This window comes from Actinomadura syzygii, assembly GCF_008085905.1.
Taxonomy (GTDB): domain Bacteria; phylum Actinomycetota; class Actinomycetes; order Streptosporangiales; family Streptosporangiaceae; genus Spirillospora; species Spirillospora syzygii.
This window is the reverse complement of the sequence record NZ_VSFF01000014.1, coordinates 15,358-38,146: the sequence shown is the minus strand read 5'-3', so window position 1 is coordinate 38,146 and position 22,789 is coordinate 15,358. Positions and strand designations below refer to the sequence as shown.

Below are 22,789 nucleotides of genomic sequence, written 5' to 3'. Positions count from 1 at the left end.
CGTGGGTTCGTCGCAGGACGGGAATTCGTCGCAGGCCGGGGGCTCGCTGCGGGGCGCCGGGGTCAGTCCCGGCGTCGGCGTCGGGCCGGTGCGGACCATCGCCGGGGCCGTCCCGGAGCCGCCCGCCGGGTTCCGGCACGGCGGGGACGCCGCCGCCGAGCGCGCCGTCGCGGCGGCCGCGCTGGAGGCGGTCGCCGCCGACCTTGAGGACCGCGGCGACCGCGCCGCCGCGGTGGGCAACACCGACGGCCGCGACGTGCTGAACGCGCAGGCCCTGATGGCCCGCGACCCCGGCCTCGCCGACGGCGTCGGCGCCCGGATCGACGACGGCGCCGCCGCTCCCCGCGCGGTCTTCGAGGCGTTCGGCGTCTACCGGGACATGCTGGCCGGGGCGGGCGAGTACATGGCCGCCCGGGTCACCGACCTGGACGACATCCGGGACCGGGCGATCGCCCGGCTGCTCGGCCTGCCGATGCCCGGCGTGCCCGCCTCCGACGAACCGTTCGTGCTGGTCGCCCGCGACCTCGCTCCCGCGGACACGGCCGTCCTCGACCCCGCGCGGGTCGTCGCGTTCGTGACCGAGGAGGGCGGGCCGACCAGCCACACCGCGATCCTCGCCCGGACGATGGGCGTGCCCGCCGTCGTCGCGCTGCCGGGCGCGACGTCCCTCGCGGACGGGACCCGCGTCCTCGTCGACGGGAGCGCCGGGACGGTCGTCCCGGACCCGTCCGACGCCGAGGTCGCGGCGGCCCGCGCCGCCGTGGCCGCCCGCGCGTCCGCGCTCGCGGACTCGACCGGGCCCGGCGCCACCAAGGACGGCCACGCGGTGCCGCTGCTCGCGAACATCGGCGGCCCGAAGGACGTCGGCGCGGCGCTGGAGAACGGCGCCGAGGGCGTCGGCCTGTACCGCACCGAGTTCCTCTTCCTGGACCGCTCGACGCCGCCGAGCGCGGACGAGCAGGAGGACGCCTACCGCCGGGTCCTGGAGGCGTTCCCGGACGGCCGCGTCGTCGTCCGGACGCTGGACGCCGGCGCCGACAAGCCGCTCGCGTTCCTGCCGGCGCCCGCCGAGGAGCCGAACCCGGCGCTCGGCGAGCGCGGCCTGCGGATGACCCGGCTGCACCCCGAGGTGCTGTCCGCGCAGCTCGCGGCGCTCGCCCGCGCGGCGTCCGGACTGCCGGTGAAGCTCCAGGTCATGGCCCCGATGGTGGCGGACGCCGAGGAGGCCGCCTACTTCGCCGGGGTCTGCCGGGACGCGGGCATCGAGCATCCCGGCGTCATGATCGAGATCCCGGCGGCGGCGCTGCGCGCCCGCGACCTCGCGCCGGAGGTCGAGTTCTTCAGCATCGGGACGAACGACCTCACCCAGTACACGTGCGCGGCGGACCGGCAGGTCGGCGCCCTCGCCGGCCTCCAGGACCCGTGGCAGCCAGCCGTCCTCGACCTGGTCGCGCCCGCGGCCGGGGCGGGCGTCCCGTGCGGCGTCTGCGGCGAGGCGGCCGGGGACCCGGCGCTCGCCTGCGTCCTCGTCGGGCTCGGGGTGACGTCGCTGTCGATGAGCGCGCCCTCGCTGCCGCTGGTGCGGGCCGCGCTCGCCCGGCACACGCTGGACGAGTGCCGCCGGGCCGCGTCCGCCGCCCGCGCGGCCCGCACCGCCGCCGAGGCCCGCGACGCCGCCCGCGCCCACCTGCCGCACCTCGCCGACCTGGGCGTCTAATCCTGCTGATAGGGAGCGAGCTGCCAGTACGGGCCGGTCTTGCGGAGGGTGAAGGCCGCCGCGAGGAGGCCGCCGGGGCGGGCGGGCTCGCCCGCCCACTTCAACTGCTCGAAGCGGACGGTGTACTCGCCGTCCGCCGGGCCGTCCTCGCAGGCCGGGACGGTCACGCCGCGCAGCGCCGCCACGTCCTGCGGGCGCAGTTGCGCGCGCGCCCGCAGGAACCCGGCGCGGCATCCGCCCGCCCTGCCGAACGCCGCCCGCTCGAACTCCGGCGTCAGGTACGTGCAGGCCCGGACGTTGCCGACCGCGACGCCGCGCAGGTACTTGTAGAGCGCCAGCCGCGCGGGGAAAGTGTCCGCCGGGGCCGCCCGGGTGGCGCCGCCGACCAGCCGCGAGTCGCCGGGCTCGGGGGTGAGCGGCGGCATCGACAGGTCCGGCTCGCCGCCGCACGCGGTGGACGCCGCGAACAGGAACACGACCGCGAAGAGCACGCGGACACGCACGGGGACCTCCTGGGGGCCGAAGGCGCGCCGATCCTCCCAGGAGACGGGCGCCCCCGTCCACACAGCCGGTCCGGGTTACTTGTACGTGAGGCCGTGGCCGACGCGCTGCCCGCCCGCCGGGACGGGGAGCTTCCCGGTCGGCTTCACCGCGCCGCTCAGCACCCCGGCGAGCGCCCCGACCGACACGGCGCCGGACGAGTAGGTCGCCAGCGCCGCCCGCGCGCCGCGCGCCGAGTCGAGGTCGTAGGGGCGTCCGAGCGCGGCGACGACGACCGGTTTCGACCCGGCGGCGCGGATCCGCGCGGCCGTCGCCGCCCCGGCGTTCTCCGTGGTCAGCACGATGACGTCGGCCGCGCCCGCGGTGGTGATCGCGACGCCCCGGCGGCGCAGCGCGGTGCTCAGCGCCGCGCTCGCGGGCCCCGTCACCGCGACCTTCCTGCCCTTGAGCGGCAGCAGGTCGCGGTCGTTGCGGACGAGCGTCACCGACCGCTCGGCGACCCGCCGCGCGGTGGCGCGGTGCGCGGGCGTCCCGATCGCGGCGGCGGCCTTCGCCGGGTCGGCGGACGTCCCCTGGAACAGCCCGCGCCGCTGCTTGAGCTTGAGGATCCGCGTGACCGACTCGTCCAGCCGCCGCTGCGAGATCTTCCCGGACCGGACGGCGGCCACCACCGCCCCGTACGCGCGCGGCAGGCTCGGCGGCATCAGCACCTGGTCGGCGCCCGCGAGGATCGCCCGGACCGGCACCACCGCGTCGCCGTACTTCTGCCGGACGCCCGCCATCTCCAGCGAGTCGGTCGTGATCACGCCCTGGTAGCCGAGCGTGCCGCGCAGCAGCCCGGTCAGCACGGCCTTCGACAGCGTGGACGGGTCGCCCGACCGGTCGAGCTTCGGCACCACGATGTGCGCCGTCATGATCATGTCGGCCCCGGCCGCGACCGCCGCCCGGAACGGGGGCGCGTCGAGCCGCTCCCACGTCCGCCGCGAGTGCGTGATCACCGGCAGCCCGGTGTGGCTGTCGGTCGCCGTGTCGCCGTGCCCGGGGAAGTGCTTCGGGCTGACCGCGACCCCGGCGTCCTGGTAGCCCTGGATCGCGCCGGTCACCATCTTCGACGCGAGCGCCGGGTCGGCGCCGAAGGAGCGCAGCCCGATCACCGGGTTGCGCGGGTTCACGTTGACGTCGGCGTCCGGCGCGTAGTCGAGGTTGATCCCGACCGCGCGCAGCTCGGCGCCGGTGACCCGGGCGGCGGCGCGGGCGTCCGCCGGGTCCGCGGTCGCGCCGAGCGCCATGTTGCCGGGGAACCGGGTGATGAACGGGGTGCGGGACACGATGCCCTGCTCCTCGTCCACGCCGAGCAGCAGCGGGATCTTCGACGCCTTCTGCAGCGCGTTCGACTGCGCCGCCGTCCGGGCCGGGGACGAGAAGTTCTCGGGGAAGTAGATCAGCCCGCCGACGTGGTACTTCCTGATCTTGGCGAGGCCGTCGGCGCGGCTGGAGAAGCGCGTCACGAACAGCTGCCCGACCTTCTCGGCGAGCGACATCTTCGCGACACGGCCGGGGATCCAGGCGTCCGGCGCGGGTGTGGGGCGTCCCGCCGTACCGGGGGATCCGGAGCGGCCCGCCGCCGGGCGCTCGCCGCCGTCACCGCCACCGCCGCACCCCGCGGCCAGCGTGAACGCGAGGGCCGCGACCGCTACGGGACGGGAAGCACGCACCCCGCCAACGCTACGGCATCATCGGGCGCGGCCGTCACCGTGGTCACAACGAGATCACGATGGACCCCAGGATCACCATTCGCGGATCGGGTGGGGTCCATCGCGATGACCCCGGACGGCGTCGATGCCGTCTGCCAGGGAACGGCCGGGCCGATCGGCGGCCGGGCCGGGCGCCGGGCGGAGCGCTGTCGGCTCAGCCGGGCAGGGGGTGGCCGAGGCGGCGCAGCGCCATCCCGGCCGCGCCGACGGCGCCGTCGCCCGCGCAGCGCGGCGCCGCGGCGAAGCGGTCGCGCAGCCCGGTCCGGACGGCCTCGGCGACGGGTCCCTCGCGCAGCACCGAGCCGTGCATCACGACCGGGGCGCGGGGATCGGACAGGGCCGGGCGCACCGCGTCCACGTCGCGGAGCAGCCACTGCGCGGCCTCTTCGGTGATGCGCCGCGCCACCGGGTCGCCGGCGGCCGCGGCGGCGGCGACCACCGGGCCGAGCCGCCCGAGTGCCGCGGGCGGACGGCCGTACACCTCCTTGATGATCGCCTGGGCGAGCCGGGGGTTCGGCGGCGGGTCGGGCGAGCCGCTGCCGAGCCCGCCGCTCGGCGGCGACTGGCAGGGCCCGTCGTTCCCGCTCGCGGGGTCGGGCGGATCGGAGAGCAGCACGGCGGTTCCCGTGCCGCCCGGTGCGGGGGTGCCTGCTCCGGAGGCGAGCGCGCCGCCCTGCGAGAGGACCGAAGCGCCTTGTGACGACGAAGGGGCGCCGGCCAAGGCCAGCGCCCGCGGGGAAGGGCGAGGTCTTCGCCGTTCTCCGTCGATCTCCGCCACCACCGTGGCGCCGAGGAGCGCCCGCGGGACCGAGTCGGTGAGGAGCGTCGGGGAGCCTCGGCCGTCGTAGGCGGCGAGCGCCGCGCGAACGGCCTCCTTCCCGAGCCACACCGCCGAACCCTCGTCCCCGACCAGCCAGCCGTAGCCGTCCGCGCGCTGCACGATCGCGCCGTCGTTGATGACCGCCGCGCCGGCGCCCGTGCCGGAGAACACCACGATGCCCTTGGGCTCGGGTGTCCCGGCGGCGAACGCCACCGCGATATCGGTCACCACCGCGGGCGAGCCGCGCAGGCCGACGGCCTGCCACGCCTGCCGCGCCGCCGCGACGGCCGCGGGCCGTCCGGCGGAGCCGGCGCCGGCGATGCCGAACACGCCGGTGAGGATGTGGGTTCGGTCCAGGTCCCCGAGTGCTTCCCGCAGGGCCGTGGTGAGGGCCCCGGCGGTGTCGCCTCCAGAGTTGGGGTTGGCCCCGGGGCCGGTGCCGGAACCGGCCAGAGCACCCCCCAGCGTCAGTACTACGCAGCGGGTCTTCGTGCCACCCGCGTCGATACCGACCACGTAAGGACCGGCCAAATGGGTCAACACATGGCGACCGTAGCCTTTTCTACCGTTGACGTGACATCTCGCACGTAAGAAAATTTCCGCCATGAGGAAACCGATCGGCTCCGAGCGGAGCCCCGAACAGGGCGCCGAGCGGGGGATCACGGGGGAGCCCGGTGCGCCACGAGAGGAGGCGGCGTCTCACGTGCAGACAAACGACAGAGAGAGGGACAGGGAGTCGACGCCGCTGAGCACCGTGGTGCGGGTCCGCTCGCTGCTGCCCTCGCTGCCCCCCGCCGAGCGACGTGTCGCTCAACGTGTCATCGACGACCCCGAGGGGGTCGCCAACTCCACCATCACCGAACTCGCCCAGACTTGCGGCACGTCCGAAACCACGGTCATCAGGTTCTGCCGGGCGATCGGGTTTCACGGCTACCCGGAGCTGCGGCTGACCCTCGCCACCGAGGCGGGACGCGCGCAGAGCGCCGCGGGCGGGCGGGTCATCGGCAGTGACATCAGTCCCGACGACTCGCTGGAACAGATCGTCGAGAAGGTGACCTTCGCCGACGCCCGCGCCGTCGAGGAGACCGCCTCGCAGCTCGACATCAAGATGCTCGAACAGGTCGTGGACGCGGTCGTCGCCGCGGACCGGGTCGACGTCTACGGGGTCGGCGCCAGCGCGTTCGTCGCGGCCGACTTCCAGCAGAAGCTGCACCGGATCGGCCGCGTCTGCTCGGCCTGGGCGGACGCGCACATCATGCTGACCAGCGCCGCCGTCCTGAAGACCGGGGACGTCGCGATCGGCATCTCGCACACCGGCGCGACCGTCGAGACGATCGACGCGATGGAGGTCGCCCGGAGCAGGGGCGCGCGGACGGTCGCGCTCACCAACTTCCCCAAGTCCCCGATCGCGGAGGTGGCCGACCTGATCCTGACCACGGCGGCGCGGGAGACGACCTTCCGCTCCGGCGCCACCGCCAGCCGGCTGGCGCAGCTCACGGTGGTCGACTGCGTCTTCGTCGGAGTGGCGCAGCGCACCTACGGGCCGACCCGCAAGGCCCTGGAAGCCACATTCGAGGCGGTCCGCGGCCGGACCGTGCGACCCGACCGGAGGCGTCGGTGATCGATTGCGAGCTCCCCACCGAGGGCCGCAACCCGCGGACCCTCGACGTCGACACGCTGCCGACCCTGGAGGTGCTGCGCCTGATCAACTCTGAGGACGCGACGGTGCCGATGGCCGTGGCCTCCGTCCTGCCGGAGGTCGCCCGGCTGGTCGACATCGCCGTGGACTCGCTGCGCTCCGGCGGGCGGGTGCACTACTTCGGGGCCGGGACGTCCGGCCGGCTGGCCGTGATCGACGCGGCCGAGCTGCCCCCGACGTTCGGCATCTGGGGCCGCGTCGTGGCGCACCACGCGGGCGGGCCCGGCGCGCTGTCGCAGGCGATCTCCGACGTCGAGGACGACGTCGAGCTCGGCCGCCGGGACGCGCGCGACGTCCAGTCAGGGGACGTCGCCGTCGGGATCGCGGCGAGCGGCCGCACCCCGTACGTGGTGGGCGCGCTGCGCGCGGCGACCGCGCTCGGCGCCCGCACCGCGCTGATCAGCTGCAACCCGCACACCCCCTACGGAGCCGAGGTGGAGGTGCACATCGGGCTCGCCACCGGGCCCGAGGTGATCACTGGCTCCACCCGGATGAAGGCGGGCACGGCGACCAAGCTCGTGCTCAACTCCTTCTCCACCACACTGATGATCAGGATGGGGCGCACCTACTCCAACCTGATGGTCAGCGTGAACGCGCTGAACTCCAAGCTGCGCGCCCGGCTGGTGCGCATCCTCACCGAGGCGACCGGAATGGACGCCAGGACCTGCGAGAACGCCCTCACCGAGGCGGGCGGCAACACGCGGGTCGCGCTGGTCTCGCTGCTCGGCGAGGTCCCCGCGGCGCGCGCGACGGTGGTGCTGGAGGAGACCGACGGCGGCGTCCGCGAGGCGCTGCAGCGGCTCAGGTCGGCGTGAGCGAACCCCGGTGGAGAGCGCACCGGAACCGGAACGGACGGCCCGGCGGGGGAGACGCCGGCCGCTAGGAAACGTCCGTGATCATGCGATCGTCCCCGCACCGGTCGCATGGTCACGGACCCCGCGCCCCGTCCCGCACGGCCGGGCGGGTAGAACGCGGTTCGGTGAATCGCCCGGAATCGCCTACGATCTGGGACGTGTCCGACGAACGACCGGTCAAGGCCGTGATCACCGACTGGGGCGGCGTGCTGACGTCCCCCCTCAACGACGCCATCGACGTGTGGCTCACCGCCGAGCGCATCGACGTGGAGCGCTACAAGGACGTCATGCGCGCCTGGGTCAAGCAGGCGTACGACGGCAGCGACGTCAACCCGATCCACGGGCTGGAGGACGGCTCGCTCCCCGTCGCGGAGTTCGAGGGCCTCCTCGCCGCCGAGCTGCGCACCGTCGAGGGCGACCCGGTCGAGGCGGCGGGGCTGATCGCGCGGATGTTCGGCGCGTTCGCGCCCGTCCACCCGATGTACGACGCGCTTCGCGCGGTCCGTGCCGCCGGTACCCGCACCGCTCTTCTGTCCAACTCGTGGGGCAACGACTATCCGCACGACCTCTTCGCCGACCTCTTCGACGCCGTCGTGATCTCGTGCGAGGTCGGGCTCCGCAAGCCCGACGCGCGCATCTTCCGGCACGCGCTCGACCTCCTCGGCCTGGACGCCGCCGACTGCGTCTTCATCGACGACATCGAGCACAACGTCCGCGCGGCGGAGGCGCTCGGCATCCGGGGCGTCCACCACACCGCGCCCGACGCGACGATCACCGAACTGCGGAGCCTGCGCGTCCTGCCGTGACGGTCTGGCAGACTGGCTGACCTCATGCGCCTCTACCTGCCGTCCACGCTCACGCTGCTCGCCCGCGCCCACGCCGCGCGGGAGGTCGGCCCCGCCCCGCTCGCCGCGCACGCGGTCACGCCCGCGCTGCGCGAGTGGTACGTCGGCGGCGACCTGGAGGAGCTGGAGTACGCGGCGATGTCCGCCGCCGCCCGCGCCTCGCTGCGGCTGCTCGCCGCCGACCCGGCCGCGCCGCGCCGCCGCGTGGTCCTCGCCGCCGAGGTCGCCGACGACCTCGTCCGCCGGACGCCCGGCGACGCCCGGCTCGCCGACGACGACCGCGCGCTGGTGGAGGTCGCCGCGGTGATCCCCTGGCAGCGGATCGCGTCCGGCCACGTGGACGACGAGGACGCCGCCCTCGACGTCGCCGCCGCCGTCGAAGCCCTCGCGGCCGCAGACGCGGGCGACGACGACGCCCGGTTCACGGTCGACGGCGCCGAAGGCCACGACCTCCTCTGGTACGCCACCCAGGAACTCCAGCACCTCCTCGACTGACCGCTCCGCCGTTCGCCGGGCGGGCGGTATGGCCGGGCTGGCGGTATGGCCGGACGCAGGCGGGTAGGGCCTGCGACAACGCCGTCGTCATCGCAGGGGGCCGTCAGATGGACGCCGTCACCACCGTGCCGGAGCCGGTGAACGAGCCGGTGCGCGGCTACGCGCCCGGCAGCGGCGAGCGCGCCGCGCTGGAGGCGCGGATCAAGGAGCTGGCGGGCGCGCGGACCGAGCTGACGATGACGATCGGCGGGGAGCGGCGCATGGGCGCGGGCACGCCGGTCGACGTGGTCGAGCCGCACAACCGCCATCACGTCCTCGGCCGGATGGGCAACGCGAGCGAGGCGGACGTGGTCGAGGTGATCGCGGCGGCCCGGGAGGCGGCGCCCGGCTGGCGGGCCATGTCCTTCGACGACCGCGCCGCGATCTTCCTGCGCGCCGCCGACCTGCTCGCCGGGCCGTGGCGGCCGACGCTGAACGCCGCGACGATCCTCGGGCAGTCCAAGTCGGTGCAGCAGGCCGAGATCGACGCGGCCTGCGAGCTGATCGACTTCTGGCGGTTCAACGTCCGGTACGCGCAGCGGATCCACGAGATCCAGCCGCTGTCGTCGCCGGGCATGTGGAACCGGCTGGAGTACCGGCCGCTCGAAGGGTTCGTCCTCGCGATCACCCCGTTCAACTTCAGCGCGATCGCCGGGAACCTGCCGACCTCGCCCGCGATCATGGGGAACGTCGTGGTGTGGAAGCCGTCCCCGACGCAGCAACTCGCCGCGCACTTCACGATGCGGGTGCTGGAGGCCGCCGGGCTGCCGCCCGGCGTGATCAACCTCGTCACCGGGGACGGGCAGGCCGTCTCGAACGTCGCGCTGCGCCATCCCGACCTCGCCGGGCTGCACTTCACCGGGTCCGCCCGGACCTTCCAGAACCTCTGGCGGACGATCGGCGAGAACATCTCCGTGTACAAGGGGTACCCGCGGATCGTCGGCGAGACCGGCGGCAAGGACTTCGTCGTCGCGCACCCGTCCGCCGACCCGGCGGTGCTGAAGACCGCGCTGGTCCGCGGCGCGTTCGAGTACCAGGGGCAGAAGTGCTCCGCCGCGTCCCGCGCCTACGTCCCGCGCTCGGTCTGGGACGGCATGCGCGACGACTTCCTCGCCGAGACCGAGTCGCTCACCATGGGCAATGTCGCCGAGGACCTGTCGCTGTTCATGGGCGCCGTGATCGACGACCGCGCGTTCGCCAAGCACAAGCGGGCGATCGAGCGGGCCCGCGCCACCGCGTCCATCCGGATCCTGACCGGCGGCGAGCTGGACGACTCGCGCGGCTACTTCGTCCGGCCGACGGTGCTGGAGGCGTCCGACCCGACCGACGAGGTCTTCACCGACGAGTACTTCGGGCCGATCCTCGCCGTGCACGTCTACGACGACGGCGACTACGAGACCGTCCTGCACCAGATGGAGGGCGTCTCGGAGTACGGGCTGACCGGCTCGATCATCGCTGAGGACCGGCACGTGACCGCCGCCGCCACCGAGACCCTCCGGTTCGCCGCCGGGAACTTCTACATCAACGACAAGCCCACCGGGTCGGTCGTGGGGCAGCAGCCGTTCGGCGGCGCCCGCGCGTCCGGCACCAACGACAAGGCGGGCTCGGTCTTCAACCTCACCCGCTGGACGAGCGTGCGCTCCATCAAGGAGACGTTCGTCCCGCCCACCGACTACCGCTACCCGCACATGGGCTAGCGAGTAGTCCCCGGTTGCGCGGGGCGCGGGAAAAGGCCGACGATAAGCTCGGCCCATCCACGCTCATCTAGCCGCGTATGGGAACGGGATGTCGACGCTGAACCGTCTGGTGCTGTGGAACATCGATCAGACCCTGGTCGACGTCGGGCGGGTCACCCGGGACGCCTACGCCGAGGCTTTCCAGCGGACCATCGGACGGCCCCTCGTCCGGCTCGCGCCCACCCCCGGCCGCACCGAGTCCGAGATCATCTTCGAGACCCTCGCCTTCAACGACGTCGTCACCACCGACGACCACCTGCCCGCCTTCTTCGCCGCGCTGGCCGAGGCGTTCGGCACCCGCCGCGCCGACCTGCGCGCCCACGGCCGCGTCCTCGCCGGTGCCCGCGAGGCCGTCGAGGCGCTCGCCCACGTCCCCGGCGTGGTGCAGTCGGTGCTCACCGGGTCGGTGCAGCCGAACGCCGTCCTGAAGGTGACCGAGCTGGGCCTCGCGCCCCGTCTCGACCTGGGCGCGGGCGGCTACGAGAACGGCGTCTACAGCAAGGCCGCCCTCCTCGAACTCGCCCGGACCCGCGCCGCCGAACGGCACGGCGCCCGCTACCCCGAGGCGGCGACCGTCTACATCGCCGACTCGCCCCGCGACGTCCAGGCCGCGCGCATCGCGGGCTCGCCGATCATCGCCGTCGCCACCGGCAGCGCCACCGAGGCCGAGCTGCGCGCGGCGGGCGCCGACCACGTCCTCGCGACCCTCTCCGACACGAACGCCGTCGTCAGCGCGGTGGCCGAGCTCACCCGCATCTGACCCGCGACCGACTCAGCGGTGGGGCCTGTGAGCTGGGCGTCGAGTGGGCGGCGGTAGGTTGCGTGGGATGCGGGACCGGCCCGATATTGGGATGGCCGCGCGGCGCCGCGCGGCGGGGAGGGAGCGAGATGTCCCGTGAGGTGACCGAAGGCTCGACGCTGTGGGAGCCGTCGGAAGAGGTCGTCGCGAACGCGCGGGTGACCCACTTCGTCCACTGGCTGTGGGACCGGGGCGTCCTCACGGAGTCCTACGACGACCTGTGGCGCTGGTCGGTCACCGAGGTCGACGCCTTCTGGGACGCGATCTGGTCGTACTTCCAGGTCGTCGGCGAGCGCGGCGACGGTCCCGTCCGGACGGGCGGCCCCATGCCGATCGACGGCCTGAAATGGTTCCCCGGCGCGACGCTCAACTACGCGGCGAACGCGCTGCGCCGGGCCGAGGAGGCCCCGGACGAGACGGCCGTGGTCTTCCGCTCCGAGGCGGGCGGGCACCGCGTCATCTCGCACCGGGAACTGGCGCTGCACGTGGCGGAGGTCCGCGCGGGCCTGGTCGAGGTGGGCGTCGGCAAGGGCGACCGGGTCGCCGCCTACGTCCCGAACATCCCCGAGGCGCTGATCTGCTTCCTGGCCACCGCGTCGCTCGGCGCGATCTGGTCGTCGTGCTCCCCGGACTTCGGCTCCTCCTCGGTGATCGACCGGTTCGCGCAGATCGAGCCCAAGGTGCTCATCGCCGTGGACGGCTACGCCTACAACGGCAAGCGGTTCGACCGCAGCGGCGTCGTCGCCGAGATCGAGGCCGCGCTGCCGACCCTCGCCGCCACCGTCCTGATCCCCTACCTCGACCCGGCCGCCACGCCGGACGGTCTGCGCGTCGGCATGCACTACGGCGATCTGCCCCGCCCTGGGCACGACACCCTGGAGTTCGAGGCCGTCCCGTTCGACCACCCCCTGTGGGTCGTCTACTCGTCCGGGACGACGGGCCTGCCGAAGCCGCTCGTGCATGGGCACGGCGGGGTCGTCCTGGAGCACCTCAAGGCGCTGTCCTTCCACCAGGACCTCGGGCCAGAGGACGTCTTCTTCTGGTTCACCACGACCGGCTGGATGATGTGGAACTACCTCATGGGCGGTCTTCTGGTGGGTGCGACCGTCGTCATGTACGACGGCGCCCCCGTCGAGCTGTGGAAGCTCGCCGCCGAGAGCGGCGTCACCTATATGGGTGTCGGCGCGCCGTACATCACGGCGTCCGCCAAGGACGGACAGCGTCCGGGCGAGGAACACGACCTGTCCGGGCTGCGCGGCATCGGCTCGACCGGTTCACCGCTCCCGCCCGAAGGGTTCGCGTGGGTGTACGACGCGGTCGGCAGCGACCTGCTGCTCGGCTCGTTCTCCGGCGGCACCGACCTGTGCACCGGGTTCGTCGGGCCGTCGCCGCTGCTGCCGCTGCGCGCGGGCGTCATCCAGTGCCGGGGGCTCGGCGCGAAGGTGGAGGCGTTCGGCGACGACGGCAAGCCCGTCGTGGACGAGGTCGGCGAACTCGTCATCACCGAGCCCATGCCGTCCATGCCGGTGTTCTTCTGGAACGACGAGAACGGCGAGCGCTACCGCGAGTCCTACTTCGACATGTTCCAGGACACCTGGCGGCACGGCGACTGGCTGAAGATCCTCCCGGACGGCGGCTGCGTCATCTACGGACGGTCAGACTCCACCCTGAACAGGGGCGGCGTCCGGATGGGGACGTCCGACTTCTACCGCGTCGTCGAGGCGTTCGACGAGATCGCCGACAGCCTCGTGATCGACACCGGACGGCTCGGCCGGGAGGGCAGGCTGCTGCTGTACGTCCAGCTCGCGGAGGGCGCGTCACTGGGCGACGACCTGCTCGGACGGCTCAGGCGCGAGCTGCGGACGGCGCTGTCGCCGCGGCACGTCCCGGACGAGATCCACGCCGTCCCCGGCATCCCGCGCACGCTGTCGGGCAAGAAGCTGGAGGTCCCCGTCCGCAAGATCCTCCAGGGCACCCCGGTGGACGAGGCGGCCAACCGCGACTCCATGGCCAACCCGGAAGTCCTCCAACACTTCACCCCCTAGCCGGATTCTGTCCGCATTAAGGTTGTCGTCCGGCCATACGTGGCCGACGGGACGTGGTGCCGCAGAACACACCGTAAGGTCGCATGACCGGGTGAACTTCACGCGGGCCTCAGGCGTCTCACTGTCAGAGGGGTGATCCGGGCCGCAGGGGGCATCAGGCGGCCCGTCGATCGAGAGAGGGACGGTTCCACGCATGGAGGTTGGGGCGCTGCGGTCCGGGGACCCGGACCGGCTGGGGTCGTACGCCCTGATCGGCCGGGTGGGCGAGGGCGGTCAGGGCACCGTCTTCCTCGGCGCGGACGACGACGGCAGGCAGGTCGCGATCAAGCTCCTGCACGCCGAGCTGACGTCCGACGACAAGGCCAGGGCGAGGTTCCTGCGCGAGCTGGAGGTCGCCAAGCGGGTCGCGCCGTTCTGCACGGCCCAGGTGATCGACGCCGACGCGGACGGCGAGCGGCCCTACATCGTCAGCGAGTACGTGCGCGGGCCGTCGCTGAACCAGCAGGTCATGGCGCACGGCCCGCTGGACGGCGCCGCCCTCGACCGGCTCGCCGTCGGCACCGCGACCGCGCTCGCCGCGATCCACCAGGCGAAGATCGTCCACCGCGACTTCAAGCCGCACAACGTGCTGATCGGCCCGGACGGCCCGCGCGTCATCGACTTCGGCGTCGCCCGCGCGCTCAGCGCCGGGACGACGCTCACCAGCCGGGTGATCGGCACGCCGTCCTACATGGCGCCCGAGCAGATCGGCGGCGACGAGGTCGGGACGCCCGCCGACGTGTTCTGCTGGGCCGCGACCCTGGTGTTCGCCGCCACCGGCGAGCCCCCGTTCGGCCAGGACACCATCCCCGCCGTGATCAACCGCATCCTGAACGAGGAGCCCGACCTCGGCGACCTCGGCGGCGCGCTGCGCGAGCTGGTGCTCGACTGCCTGGAGAAGGACCCGGCCGACCGGCCCGGCGCCCGGCAGGTGCTGATGCGGCTGCTCGGCCACGACGACGCCTCGCTGCACGGGCCGCGGCGGCGGGACGCCCGCCCCGCCGACGACACCGACGAGAACGCGATGCTCGCGGCGGGCTCGGTCCGCGCCGCGGAGGCCGTCACCGGCGACGTCTTCGACCCCGACCCGGTGTTCGGCGACGACCCCGTCTTCGACGACGACGCCGCCTACGACGACGAGCCGATCTTCAACGACCCGGAGGCGTCCCCGGCCGCGGTGGCGTTCCACGGCGCGTTCGGACGGTCCGACGACGACCCGGACGACGATCTGCACGACGATCTCCACGGCGACCTGCACGGCGGTCTCCACCAGACCCCGGCCGAATGGGCCGCCGGGAACACGCTGCCCAGCGACCTCGACCCGGTCGAGCCGGGCGACGGCGCCGGGCGCGGCCGCGGCCTGCGCGGCGTGCTCGCCGGGTCCGGCCGCTCGGCCCTGCTCGCCGGGGCCGCCGCGCTGTTCGTGGCGATCGTGGTGGTGTCGTCCGTCCTCGCGCTCAGCTCCGGCGACAACGGCAAGGCGGGGCAGAAGGTCGCCGACCCGAGCGCGCCGCCCACCTCGTCCGGCTCCGTCCCGAGCATGGAGCTGCCGGCGAGCCGGAAGCCCGCGCACACCCAGACCGCGCCGACCTACCAGCCGACGCAGTCGTCGGAGTCGCCGTCCGACAGCCCGACGCCGACCAGCCCGACGCCGTCCGCCACCAAGCCGACGAAGCCGACGCCGACCGACTCGCACGGGCCGACCGACCCCTCCAGCGGTCCCGGCGACCCGTCCGGGCCGCCCGACCCGTCGGCCAATCCCGCCCCCTAGCAGGGCCTTCGCAAGAGCCGTCCCAACCCCTGGGACGAGTTCGCCGATCGTCGACGGACGTCCGCGACGGCCTGGCAGGCTGGGACGGGCAGGGTGGGGCAGGCCACGTCGCCGTCCCGGCCGGGCAGGTCGGCTTTGCGGTGTTTCGTAGCTACGCTCGTGCAGTGAGCGTCGCCACAACGGAGTGGCGAAGGTTCTCTAGGGGAGTTGTTATTGATGGGCGGCATGCTCGATCAAGCGAAGGACGACCTGCTCAGGCGGGCCGCGGAAACATGCGCTCCGAATCCGGGGGCGCGCGGCGAGGACCTGGAGGAGGCCGTCGCCTACCTCCGCCTCTACTACCGCCACGTCGACCGCGAGGACCTGCTGTCCCGCGACCCGGCCGACGTCTGCGGCCCGGCGCTCGCGCACCGCGCGCTGGGCGAGGAGCGCCCGCAGGGACGCGCGAAGGTGCGCGTCTTCACCCCGACGGCGGATGAGGACGGCTGGGACCCGGGCCACACCGTCGTCCAGGTCGTCACCGACGACATGCCGTTCCTCGTCGACTCGGTCACGATGGAGCTGTCCCGGCACCAGCTCGCCACGCACCTGATCGTCCACCCGCTACTCGGCGTCGACCGCGACGTCGCGGGCCACCTGCGGGCCTTCCGCGGCAAGCTCGACAGCGACGACGACATCGACGAGTCGTGGATGCACATCGAGGTCGACCGGACGAGCGACCCGGCCGCCCTCGACCGGCTGGAGAAGGACCTGCTGCGCGTCCTCCAGGACGTCCGCGTCGCCGTCGAGGACGAGCCGAAGATGCGCGCCCGCGCCGGCGAGATCGCCGCCGCCATCAAGGCGGCCGCGCCGCCGCTGCCGGACAAGGAGCTCGCCGAGGGCGTCGAGCTGCTCGACTGGCTCGCGAACGGCCACTTCACCTTCCTCGGCTACCGCGACTACACCCTCACCGAGGGCGAGGACGCGGACGGGCACAACGGGCTCGCCCTGCGCCCCGAGCCGGGCACCGGCCTCGGCATCCTGCGCAGCGACAAGCGCGAGTCCGACAGCTTCGCGGCGCTGCCGCCCGAGGTGCGCGAGAAGGCGACGGAGAAGCGCCTGCTCGTCATCACCAAGGCGAACTCGCGCTCCACCGTCCACCGGCCGCTCTACCTCGACTACATCGGGGTGAAGAAGTTCGACGGGTCCGGCGCGGTCATCGGCGAGCGCCGCTTCCTCGGCCTGTTCACCCACGTCGCCTACAGCGAGTCGATCGCCCACGTGCCCGTTCTCAAGCGCAAGCTCGAGGAGGTGCTCGAGCAGGCCGGGTTCCCCGCCGACAGCTACGACGGGCAGGACCTCGTCGAGACGCTGGAGGGCTACCCGCGCGACGAGCTGTTCCAGATGTCGGTGGACGACCTGCTCCCCATCGCGCTCGGCGTGCTGCGGCTGCGCGAGCGCCGCCAGCTCAAGCTGTTCCTCCGCAAGGACATGTACGGCCGCTACATGTCCTGCATGGTCTACCTGCCGCGCGACCGCTACACCACGAAGATCCGGCTGCGCGTCCAGGCGCTGCTGAAGGAGGCGTTCGAGGGCGTCAGCGTCGACTACAGCGCGAACGTCACCGAGTCGAACCTCGCCCGGCTGCACGTCGTGGTGCGGGGCGAGCGCGGCCGTCCGCTGCCCGACGTCGACGTGTCCAACCTGGAGGAGCGGCTCGCCGCCGCCATCCGCTCCTGGGAGGACGATCTCGGCGACGCGATCCTGGACCAGTGCGGCGAGGAACGTTCCGGGGCGCTGTCCCGCCGCTTCGGCGAGGCGTTCCCCGAGGGCTACAAGGCCGACTTCCGCGCCCCCACCGCCGTCGCCGACCTGCGCCGCCTGGACGACCTGTCCGGCGACGCCGACACGTCGATCGACCTGTACGAGCCGGACGGCGCCGAGCCCGGCGAGCGGCGGCTGAAGATCTACCGGCTGGGCGAGCCGATCTCGCTGTCCCGGGTCCTGCCGCTGCTGCAGAACATGGGCGTCGAGGTGATCGACGAGCGGCCCTACGAGATCAACTCCGCCGAGGGGCGGCGCTACTGGATCTACGACCTCGGGCTGCGGTACCAGCCGCCCGCCGACGTCGCGGAGGAGTCCGTCAAGGGGCTCTTCCAGGAGGCGTTCACCCGGCTGTGGCGCGGCGAGATCGAGAACGACGGGTTCAACGCGCTCGTCCTGCACGTCGGGCTGAACTGGTGGCAGGCGATGATCCTGCGCTCCTACGCCCTGTACCTGCGCCAGGCCGGGACGACGTTCTCCAAGCGGTACATCGAGCAGGTGCTGCTGCGGAACTCGTCCATCACACGGCTGATCGTCCGGCTGTGGGAGAGCCGCCTCGACCCGTCGTTGCAGGGCGGCGAGGAGGAGCGCAGCGCCGGGATCACCGAGGAGCTCCAGGGCAAGCTGGACGAGGTCGCGAGCCTCGACGAGGACCGCATCCTGCGCGCCTACCTGGCACTCGTCCAGGCGACGCTGCGCACGAACCACTACCAGGGCAAGCCGTACCTGGCGATGAAGTTCGACCCGCAGGGCATCCCCGACCTGCCCGAGCCGCGCCCGAAGTACGAGGTGTTCGTCTACTCGCCGAAGGTCGAGGGCGTGCACCTGCGGTTCGGGTCGGTCGCGCGCGGCGGGCTGCGCTGGTCCGACCGCCGCGAGGACTTCCGCACCGAGATCCTCGGGCTGGTCAAGGCGCAGGCGGTGAAGAACACCGTGATCGTCCCGGCGGGGGCGAAGGGCGGGTTCGTCGGCAAGCAGCTGCCCGACCCGTCCGTCGACCGCGACGCCTGGTGGCAGGCCGGGATCGCCTGCTACAAGGACTTCATCTCCGGCCTGCTCGACCTCACCGACAACCTGGTGGACGCGAAGGTCGTCCCGCCGCCGAACGTCGTCCGGCACGACGGCGACGACACCTACCTGGTGGTCGCCGCCGACAAGGGCACCGCCACGTTCTCCGACATCGCGAACGGGGTCGCCGCCGAGTACGGCTTCTGGCTCGGCGACGCCTTCGCCTCGGGCGGGTCGGTCGGCTACGACCACAAGGGCATGGGCATCACCGCCCGCGGCGCCTGGGAGTCGGTGAAGTACCACTTCCGCGCGCTCGGCACGGACGTCCAGAGCGAGGAGTTCACCGCCGTCGGCATCGGCGACATGTCCGGCGACGTGTTCGGCAACGGGATGTTGCTGTCCGAGCACACGCGCCTCGTCGCGGCGTTCGACCACCGGCACATCTTCATCGACCCCGACCCCGACCCGGCGGCCTCGTTCGCCGAGCGCCGCCGCCTGTTCGAGCTGCCGCGCAGCAGTTGGGGCGACTACGACACGGCGCTGATCTCCAAGGGCGGCGGCGTGTTCCCGCGCACCGCCAAGTCGATCGCGCTGACCCCGCAGACGCGCGCCGCGCTCGGCATCGCCGACAGCGTCAAGGCGCTCGCCCCGTTCGAGCTGATCAGGGCCGTCCTCATGGCGCCCGTCGACCTGCTCTGGAACGGCGGCATCGGCACCTACGTCAAGTCGTCCACGGAGAACAACGCCGACGTCGGCGACAAGGCCAACGACCCCGTCCGGGTGGACGGCGGCGAGCTGCGCTGCAAGGTGGTCGGGGAGGGCGGCAACCTCGGCGTCACCCAGCTCGGCCGGATCGAGTTCGCCCGCGGCGGCGGACTGATCAACACCGACTTCATCGACAACTCGGCGGGCGTCGACACCTCCGACCACGAGGTCAACATCAAGATCCTGCTCGACCAGGCGGTGCGGGACGCCGAGCTGACCGGCGAGCAGCGCGACGGCCTGCTCTACGAGATGACCGACGAGGTCGGACGGCTCGTCCTGCGCGACAACTACGCGCAGAACGTCGTGCTCGCCGCGGCCCGCGCGCAGGCCCCCGCGATGCTCCACATCCACGCCCGCTACCTGCGGAAACTCGAACGGGACGGCCGCCTCCAGCGGCGCCTGGAGTTCCTGCCGGACGACAAGGCCCTGGCCGAGCGGCGGCAGTCCGGGCTCGGGCTCACCAGCCCGGAGTTCTCCGTCCTGCTGGCCTACGCCAAGCTCGCCCTCGACCACGACCTGGTCGCGTCCGACCTGGCCGACGACCCGTACCTGGAGTCGTGGCTGGTCGACTACTTCCCGACCCCGCTGCGCGAACGGTTCCGGCCCTACATGGACCGGCACCCGCTGCGCCGCGAGATCATCACCACCGCCGTGGTGAACGACCTGATCAACGCCAGCGGCTCCACGTTCGTGTTCCGGATGAACGAGGAGACGGGCGCGTCGTCGTCCGACATCGCCCGCGCCTACCTCGTCGCCCGCGACGTGTTCGAGATGCCGAAGTTCTGGCGGTCGGTCGAGGGCCTCTCCGACCAGGTGGACGAGTCGACGCAGATCGCGATGCTGCTGGAGGCGCGCAAGCTCACCGAGCGCGGCGCCCGCTGGCTGCTGCACAACCGGCGCCCGCCGTTCGACATCCGCGAGACGACCGACTTCTTCGCGGGCAGCGCCGCGACGCTCAGCACGCACCTGTCGAAGCTGCTCGTCGGCCTGGACCTCTCGGCCTTCGAGCAGCGCCGGGACGGGTTCGCGCAGCGCGGCGTCCCGGACGAGCTGGCCGAGCGGTGCGCGACGTTCGTCCCCGCCTTCTCCACGTTCGACCTGGTGGGCATCGCCCACGACACGGCGCGCCCGGTGGAGGAGGTCGCGGAGGTCTACTTCGACCTCGCGGACCGGCTGCAACTGTCCCGGCTCCGCGAACGGATCATCGCGCTGCCCCGCGACGACAAGTGGCGCTCGATGGCCCGCTCCGCGCTCCGCGACGACCTGTACACCGCCCACGCGGCCCTGACCAGGGACGTCCTCGTCACCAGCGAACCCGGCGGCGAGCCGGAGGAGCGCATGGTCCACTGGGCGGAGAAGAACAGGCCAGCCGTCCAACGCGCCCAGCAGACGCTGAGCGAGATCTGGGAGAGCGACAGCTTCGACCTGGCGACCCTCTCGGTCGCCCTGGGCGCGATCCGCACCCTGGTCACCGCCAGCTCTCTACCTGCTGACTAACCCAGGGGGGCGACCCCCTGGAACCCCCGTTGCGAGCCGGTCGATCCTCACGCCACCGTCGCGGTCGTCGTGACCGTGCGGTTGTGCGGTGGCGCTGCGGTCGACCGGCTCGAAACACCACCGGGTGCCGAGGCGGGCCCGCTGCAGCGGTCGGAGGAGCGGGACCGCCCGGCACCCGGTGGAGGTCAGGAGCCGTGTACCGCGACTGCCTTGCGGTACATGGCGGCGACGGCGGCGCGTCCCTTCGGCGGGACGGTCGCCAGATACTGGACGAGGACGGTCGTGTCCATCCGCGTCGTCGCGGCGCGGGCCGGGGCGAGACCGAGGAGGTCGCCGCCGACGGTGAGCGCGCCGGGCTTGGACGACGAGTACGCCTCGTTCTGTTTGAGGACGTACCAGACGAGAGCCCCACGGTCCTTCGTGCGCAGCGCGTACACCCCGTACGGGGTGGTCGAGAACCGCGACGAGAGCGTGACGCCGCGTCCGGCCAGGGTCTTCTCGCCCTGCTGGAGCGCCTTGTACGTCTCGCTGGTCTTCGCCCCGTCGGCGAGGAGCGCCGCGCCGGACGCCCGCGGGCCGTCGGTGAGCAGCGCGGCGTGCGCCTGCGGCAGCCGCTCCGGCGGGACGGCGAGGCCCTCCGCGCCCGGCTTGACCGGCGTGGCCGTGCCGTCCGGGGCTAGCGCGACCCGGTTGAGGACGTCCTCCCCCGAGTAGGGCGCCGCGGCCAGCAGCCACGGCGCGCCCTCCCTGGCCTGCGTGAACAGCATCGCGTACTGGAGCGTCTGCTTGCCCTTGCCGCTGACCACGGCGGACGCGAACCAGTGCGGATAGCCGGTCAGGCGCGGGATGTAGTACGCCGTCGGCGTGAACTCCACCTTCGGCGCGCGTTGGTTGGCGGCGCGGCGGAATTTCAGCGCCGCGACGTCCATGGACAGTTGCGGATCGGCCTCGATCGTGCCGAGGGCCGTTCCGTTGAAGCGCCGCGCGGCCTGGTTCGCGCGGTCTGAGTAGGACGCGAGCACCTGCTCGGCCTGCGCCCTGCTGAGTGCGGGTGTGCCCGCGGGTTCGCCCTGTTCTGCGGACGAGGTGTTGTTCCCGCCGCCTGAGCATCCCGCGCTGAACGCAGCGGCGAGCAGCAGGGATGAAGTGACTGAGGCGGTGGTGACGGTGCGTGCGGCCATGCGAAGCCCCCCGATATGGCGTCGGCGATCCGGACCGCAGGACATCTTCGCAGAGTGACCGACAGGTCACGCTCTGAATCTGAAACTCGCCGAGAAAGTTCTCGGGGCGGGGCTCATCGCCACGGTCGGGGCCACTACCAGGGCCGCTACCGGGCCACCACGAGGAACGCCGCCGGGCCGCTACCAGGGCCGTGTCAGGCCACTACCCGGAATGCCGCCGGGCACTGCCAAGCGCCGCCAAGGAGCACCGAGGGGCTACTGCCGAGGAGCGCCGTGGGGGCTACTGCTCCTGCTGGCGCATCCAGCGGATCTCGGCCTCGATGAACTCGTCGATGTCGCCGTCGAGCACCCCGGACGGGTTGCCGACCTCGACGCCGGTGCGCAGGTCCTTCACGATCTGGTACGGGTGCAGCACGTAGTTGCGGATCTGGGTGCCCCAGCTGCTCGTGCCCTCGCCGCGCAGGGCGGACATCTTCTCCGCCTCCTCCTGCCGCTTGCGCTCCAGGAGCTTCGCCTGCAGGACGTTCATCGCCGTCGCCTTGTTCTGGATCTGGCTGCGCTCGTTCTGGCAGGACACGACGATCCCGCTGGGGATGTGGGTGATCCGCACCGCGGAGTCGGTGGTGTTGACGCCCTGGCCACCCGGCCCGGACGACCGGTACACGTCGATACGCAGCTCGCTGTCGTCGATGTCGACGTGGTCGCTCTGCTCGACCACGGGCACGACGTCCAGCCCGGCGAACGACGTCTGGCGGCGGCCCTGGTTGTCGAACGGGGAGATGCGGACGAGGCGGTGCGTCCCGTGCTCGCCGCGCAGCGTCCCGTAGGCGTAGGGGGCCTTGACGGTGAAGGTCGTCGACTTGATCCCGGCCTCTTCGGCGTAGGACGTGTCATACACCTCGGTCGGGTAGTTGTGGCGCTCGGCCCACCGCAGGTACATGCGCTGGAGCTGCTCCGCCCAGTCGGCGGCGTCGACCCCGCCCGCCTGCGCGTTGATCGTGACGAGCGCCTCGCGGGCGTCGTACTCGCCCGACATCAGGGTGCGGACCTCGAGCTGCTGGACGGCCTTGCGCAGGGCGGCGAGCTCCTCGTCGGCCTCCGTGCGGGTGGCCTCGTCGTCCATCTCGCCGGCGAGCTCGTAGAGCGTGACGGTGTCGTCCAGCCGCTGGCGCAGCGCCTCGACGCGGTTGAGCTCGCTCTCCAGGTAGGACAGGCGGCGCGTCACCGACTGGGCGCGCTCCTGGTCGTTCCACAGCTCGGGGTCGGCGGACTGCTCGCGCAGCTCGGCGATGTCGCGCCGCATGCCGTCGAGGTCCAGCACCTGCTCGATGCCGGACAGTGTCGAGCCGAGCTCCTTGAGCTCCTCTTCCGGTTCGATGCCTGCCACGCCCCCGAGCTTAGCGCCGTCCCGGCACTGCTGG

Annotated in this window: 15 protein-coding genes; 10 read left to right on the top strand and 5 right to left on the bottom strand. The window is 72.9% G+C overall.

The window, feature by feature from the left end:
* The first annotated feature begins 1 nt into the window (after nucleotide 1).
* On the top strand, nucleotides 2–1,717 hold the full coding sequence (gene ptsP / locus FXF65_RS33920; protein ID WP_148354171.1) for a phosphoenolpyruvate--protein phosphotransferase: 1,716 nt from the start codon (nucleotides 2–4) through the stop codon (nucleotides 1,715–1,717).
* Here ptsP and FXF65_RS33915 read toward each other — a convergent pair.
* The 3 genes from FXF65_RS33915 to FXF65_RS33905 form a co-directional block, all read right to left on the bottom strand.
* Nucleotides 1,714–2,220: a hypothetical protein gene (locus tag FXF65_RS33915; protein ID WP_148354170.1), complete on the bottom strand. Its 507-nt coding sequence runs from the start codon at nucleotides 2,218–2,220 to the stop codon at nucleotides 1,714–1,716. The two genes, ptsP and FXF65_RS33915, sit on opposite strands and share 4 nt — an antisense overlap.
* A gap of 75 nt (nucleotides 2,221–2,295) precedes the next feature.
* Nucleotides 2,296–3,933 (bottom strand): glycoside hydrolase family 3 protein, encoded by a 1,638-nt coding sequence (locus tag FXF65_RS33910; protein ID WP_148354169.1) that lies wholly within the window; start codon nucleotides 3,931–3,933, stop codon nucleotides 2,296–2,298.
* Between the two features lie 193 nt (nucleotides 3,934–4,126).
* Nucleotides 4,127–5,335 (bottom strand): N-acetylglucosamine kinase, encoded by a 1,209-nt coding sequence (locus FXF65_RS33905; protein ID WP_246199292.1) that lies wholly within the window; start codon nucleotides 5,333–5,335, stop codon nucleotides 4,127–4,129.
* 61 nt (nucleotides 5,336–5,396) lie between these two features.
* On the opposite strand from FXF65_RS33905, the gene FXF65_RS33900 reads away from it, so the two are divergent.
* The 9 genes from FXF65_RS33900 to FXF65_RS33860 all read left to right on the top strand — a co-directional run bounded on the left by FXF65_RS33900 (nucleotide 5,397) and on the right by FXF65_RS33860 (nucleotide 20,187).
* On the top strand, nucleotides 5,397–6,413 hold the full coding sequence (locus tag FXF65_RS33900; RefSeq protein ID WP_246199291.1) for a MurR/RpiR family transcriptional regulator: 1,017 nt from the start codon (nucleotides 5,397–5,399) through the stop codon (nucleotides 6,411–6,413).
* Nucleotides 6,410–7,306 carry an N-acetylmuramic acid 6-phosphate etherase gene (gene murQ, locus FXF65_RS33895; protein ID WP_148354168.1) on the top strand — a complete coding sequence of 299 codons (897 nt, stop codon included), beginning with the start codon at nucleotides 6,410–6,412 and terminating at the stop codon, nucleotides 7,304–7,306. The genes FXF65_RS33900 and murQ overlap by 4 nt, the downstream gene beginning before the upstream one ends.
* Before the next feature lie 197 nt (nucleotides 7,307–7,503).
* Nucleotides 7,504–8,151 (top strand): HAD family hydrolase, encoded by a 648-nt coding sequence (locus FXF65_RS33890; protein WP_246199290.1) that lies wholly within the window; start codon nucleotides 7,504–7,506, stop codon nucleotides 8,149–8,151.
* A 24-nt stretch (nucleotides 8,152–8,175) separates the two neighbouring features.
* Entirely contained in the window at nucleotides 8,176–8,685 is a 510-nt protein-coding gene (locus FXF65_RS33885) for a DUF6912 family protein (RefSeq protein ID WP_148354167.1), read from the top strand.
* Between the two features lie 107 nt (nucleotides 8,686–8,792).
* Complete coding sequence (gene pruA, locus FXF65_RS33880; RefSeq protein WP_148354166.1) at nucleotides 8,793–10,421, top strand: L-glutamate gamma-semialdehyde dehydrogenase; 1,629 nt, start codon at nucleotides 8,793–8,795, stop codon at nucleotides 10,419–10,421.
* A gap of 88 nt (nucleotides 10,422–10,509) precedes the next feature.
* Nucleotides 10,510–11,220, top strand: coding sequence for an HAD family hydrolase (locus FXF65_RS33875; protein ID WP_148354165.1), 711 nt, complete (start codon nucleotides 10,510–10,512; stop codon nucleotides 11,218–11,220).
* A 128-nt stretch (nucleotides 11,221–11,348) separates the two neighbouring features.
* Nucleotides 11,349–13,304, top strand: coding sequence for an acetoacetate--CoA ligase (locus FXF65_RS33870; RefSeq protein ID WP_148354164.1), 1,956 nt, complete (start codon nucleotides 11,349–11,351; stop codon nucleotides 13,302–13,304).
* A gap of 193 nt (nucleotides 13,305–13,497) precedes the next feature.
* Nucleotides 13,498–15,114, top strand: a complete 1,617-nt coding sequence (locus FXF65_RS33865) for a serine/threonine-protein kinase (RefSeq protein ID WP_148354163.1) — start codon at nucleotides 13,498–13,500, stop codon at nucleotides 15,112–15,114.
* Between the two features lie 216 nt (nucleotides 15,115–15,330).
* Complete coding sequence (locus tag FXF65_RS33860) at nucleotides 15,331–20,187, top strand: NAD-glutamate dehydrogenase (RefSeq protein WP_148354162.1); 4,857 nt, start codon at nucleotides 15,331–15,333, stop codon at nucleotides 20,185–20,187.
* A 185-nt stretch (nucleotides 20,188–20,372) separates the two neighbouring features.
* Here the strand turns inward: FXF65_RS33860 and FXF65_RS33855 are convergent, their stop codons facing one another.
* Both FXF65_RS33855 and prfB read right to left on the bottom strand, forming a co-directional pair.
* A complete protein-coding gene (locus tag FXF65_RS33855; RefSeq protein WP_148354161.1) occupies nucleotides 20,373–21,368 on the bottom strand; it encodes a DUF8094 domain-containing protein in 996 nt (331 codons plus the stop codon).
* 280 nt (nucleotides 21,369–21,648) lie between these two features.
* Nucleotides 21,649–22,755, bottom strand: a complete 1,107-nt coding sequence (gene prfB / locus FXF65_RS33850; RefSeq protein WP_148354160.1) for a peptide chain release factor 2 — start codon at nucleotides 22,753–22,755, stop codon at nucleotides 21,649–21,651.
* Nucleotides 22,756–22,789: the final 34 nt, after the last annotated feature.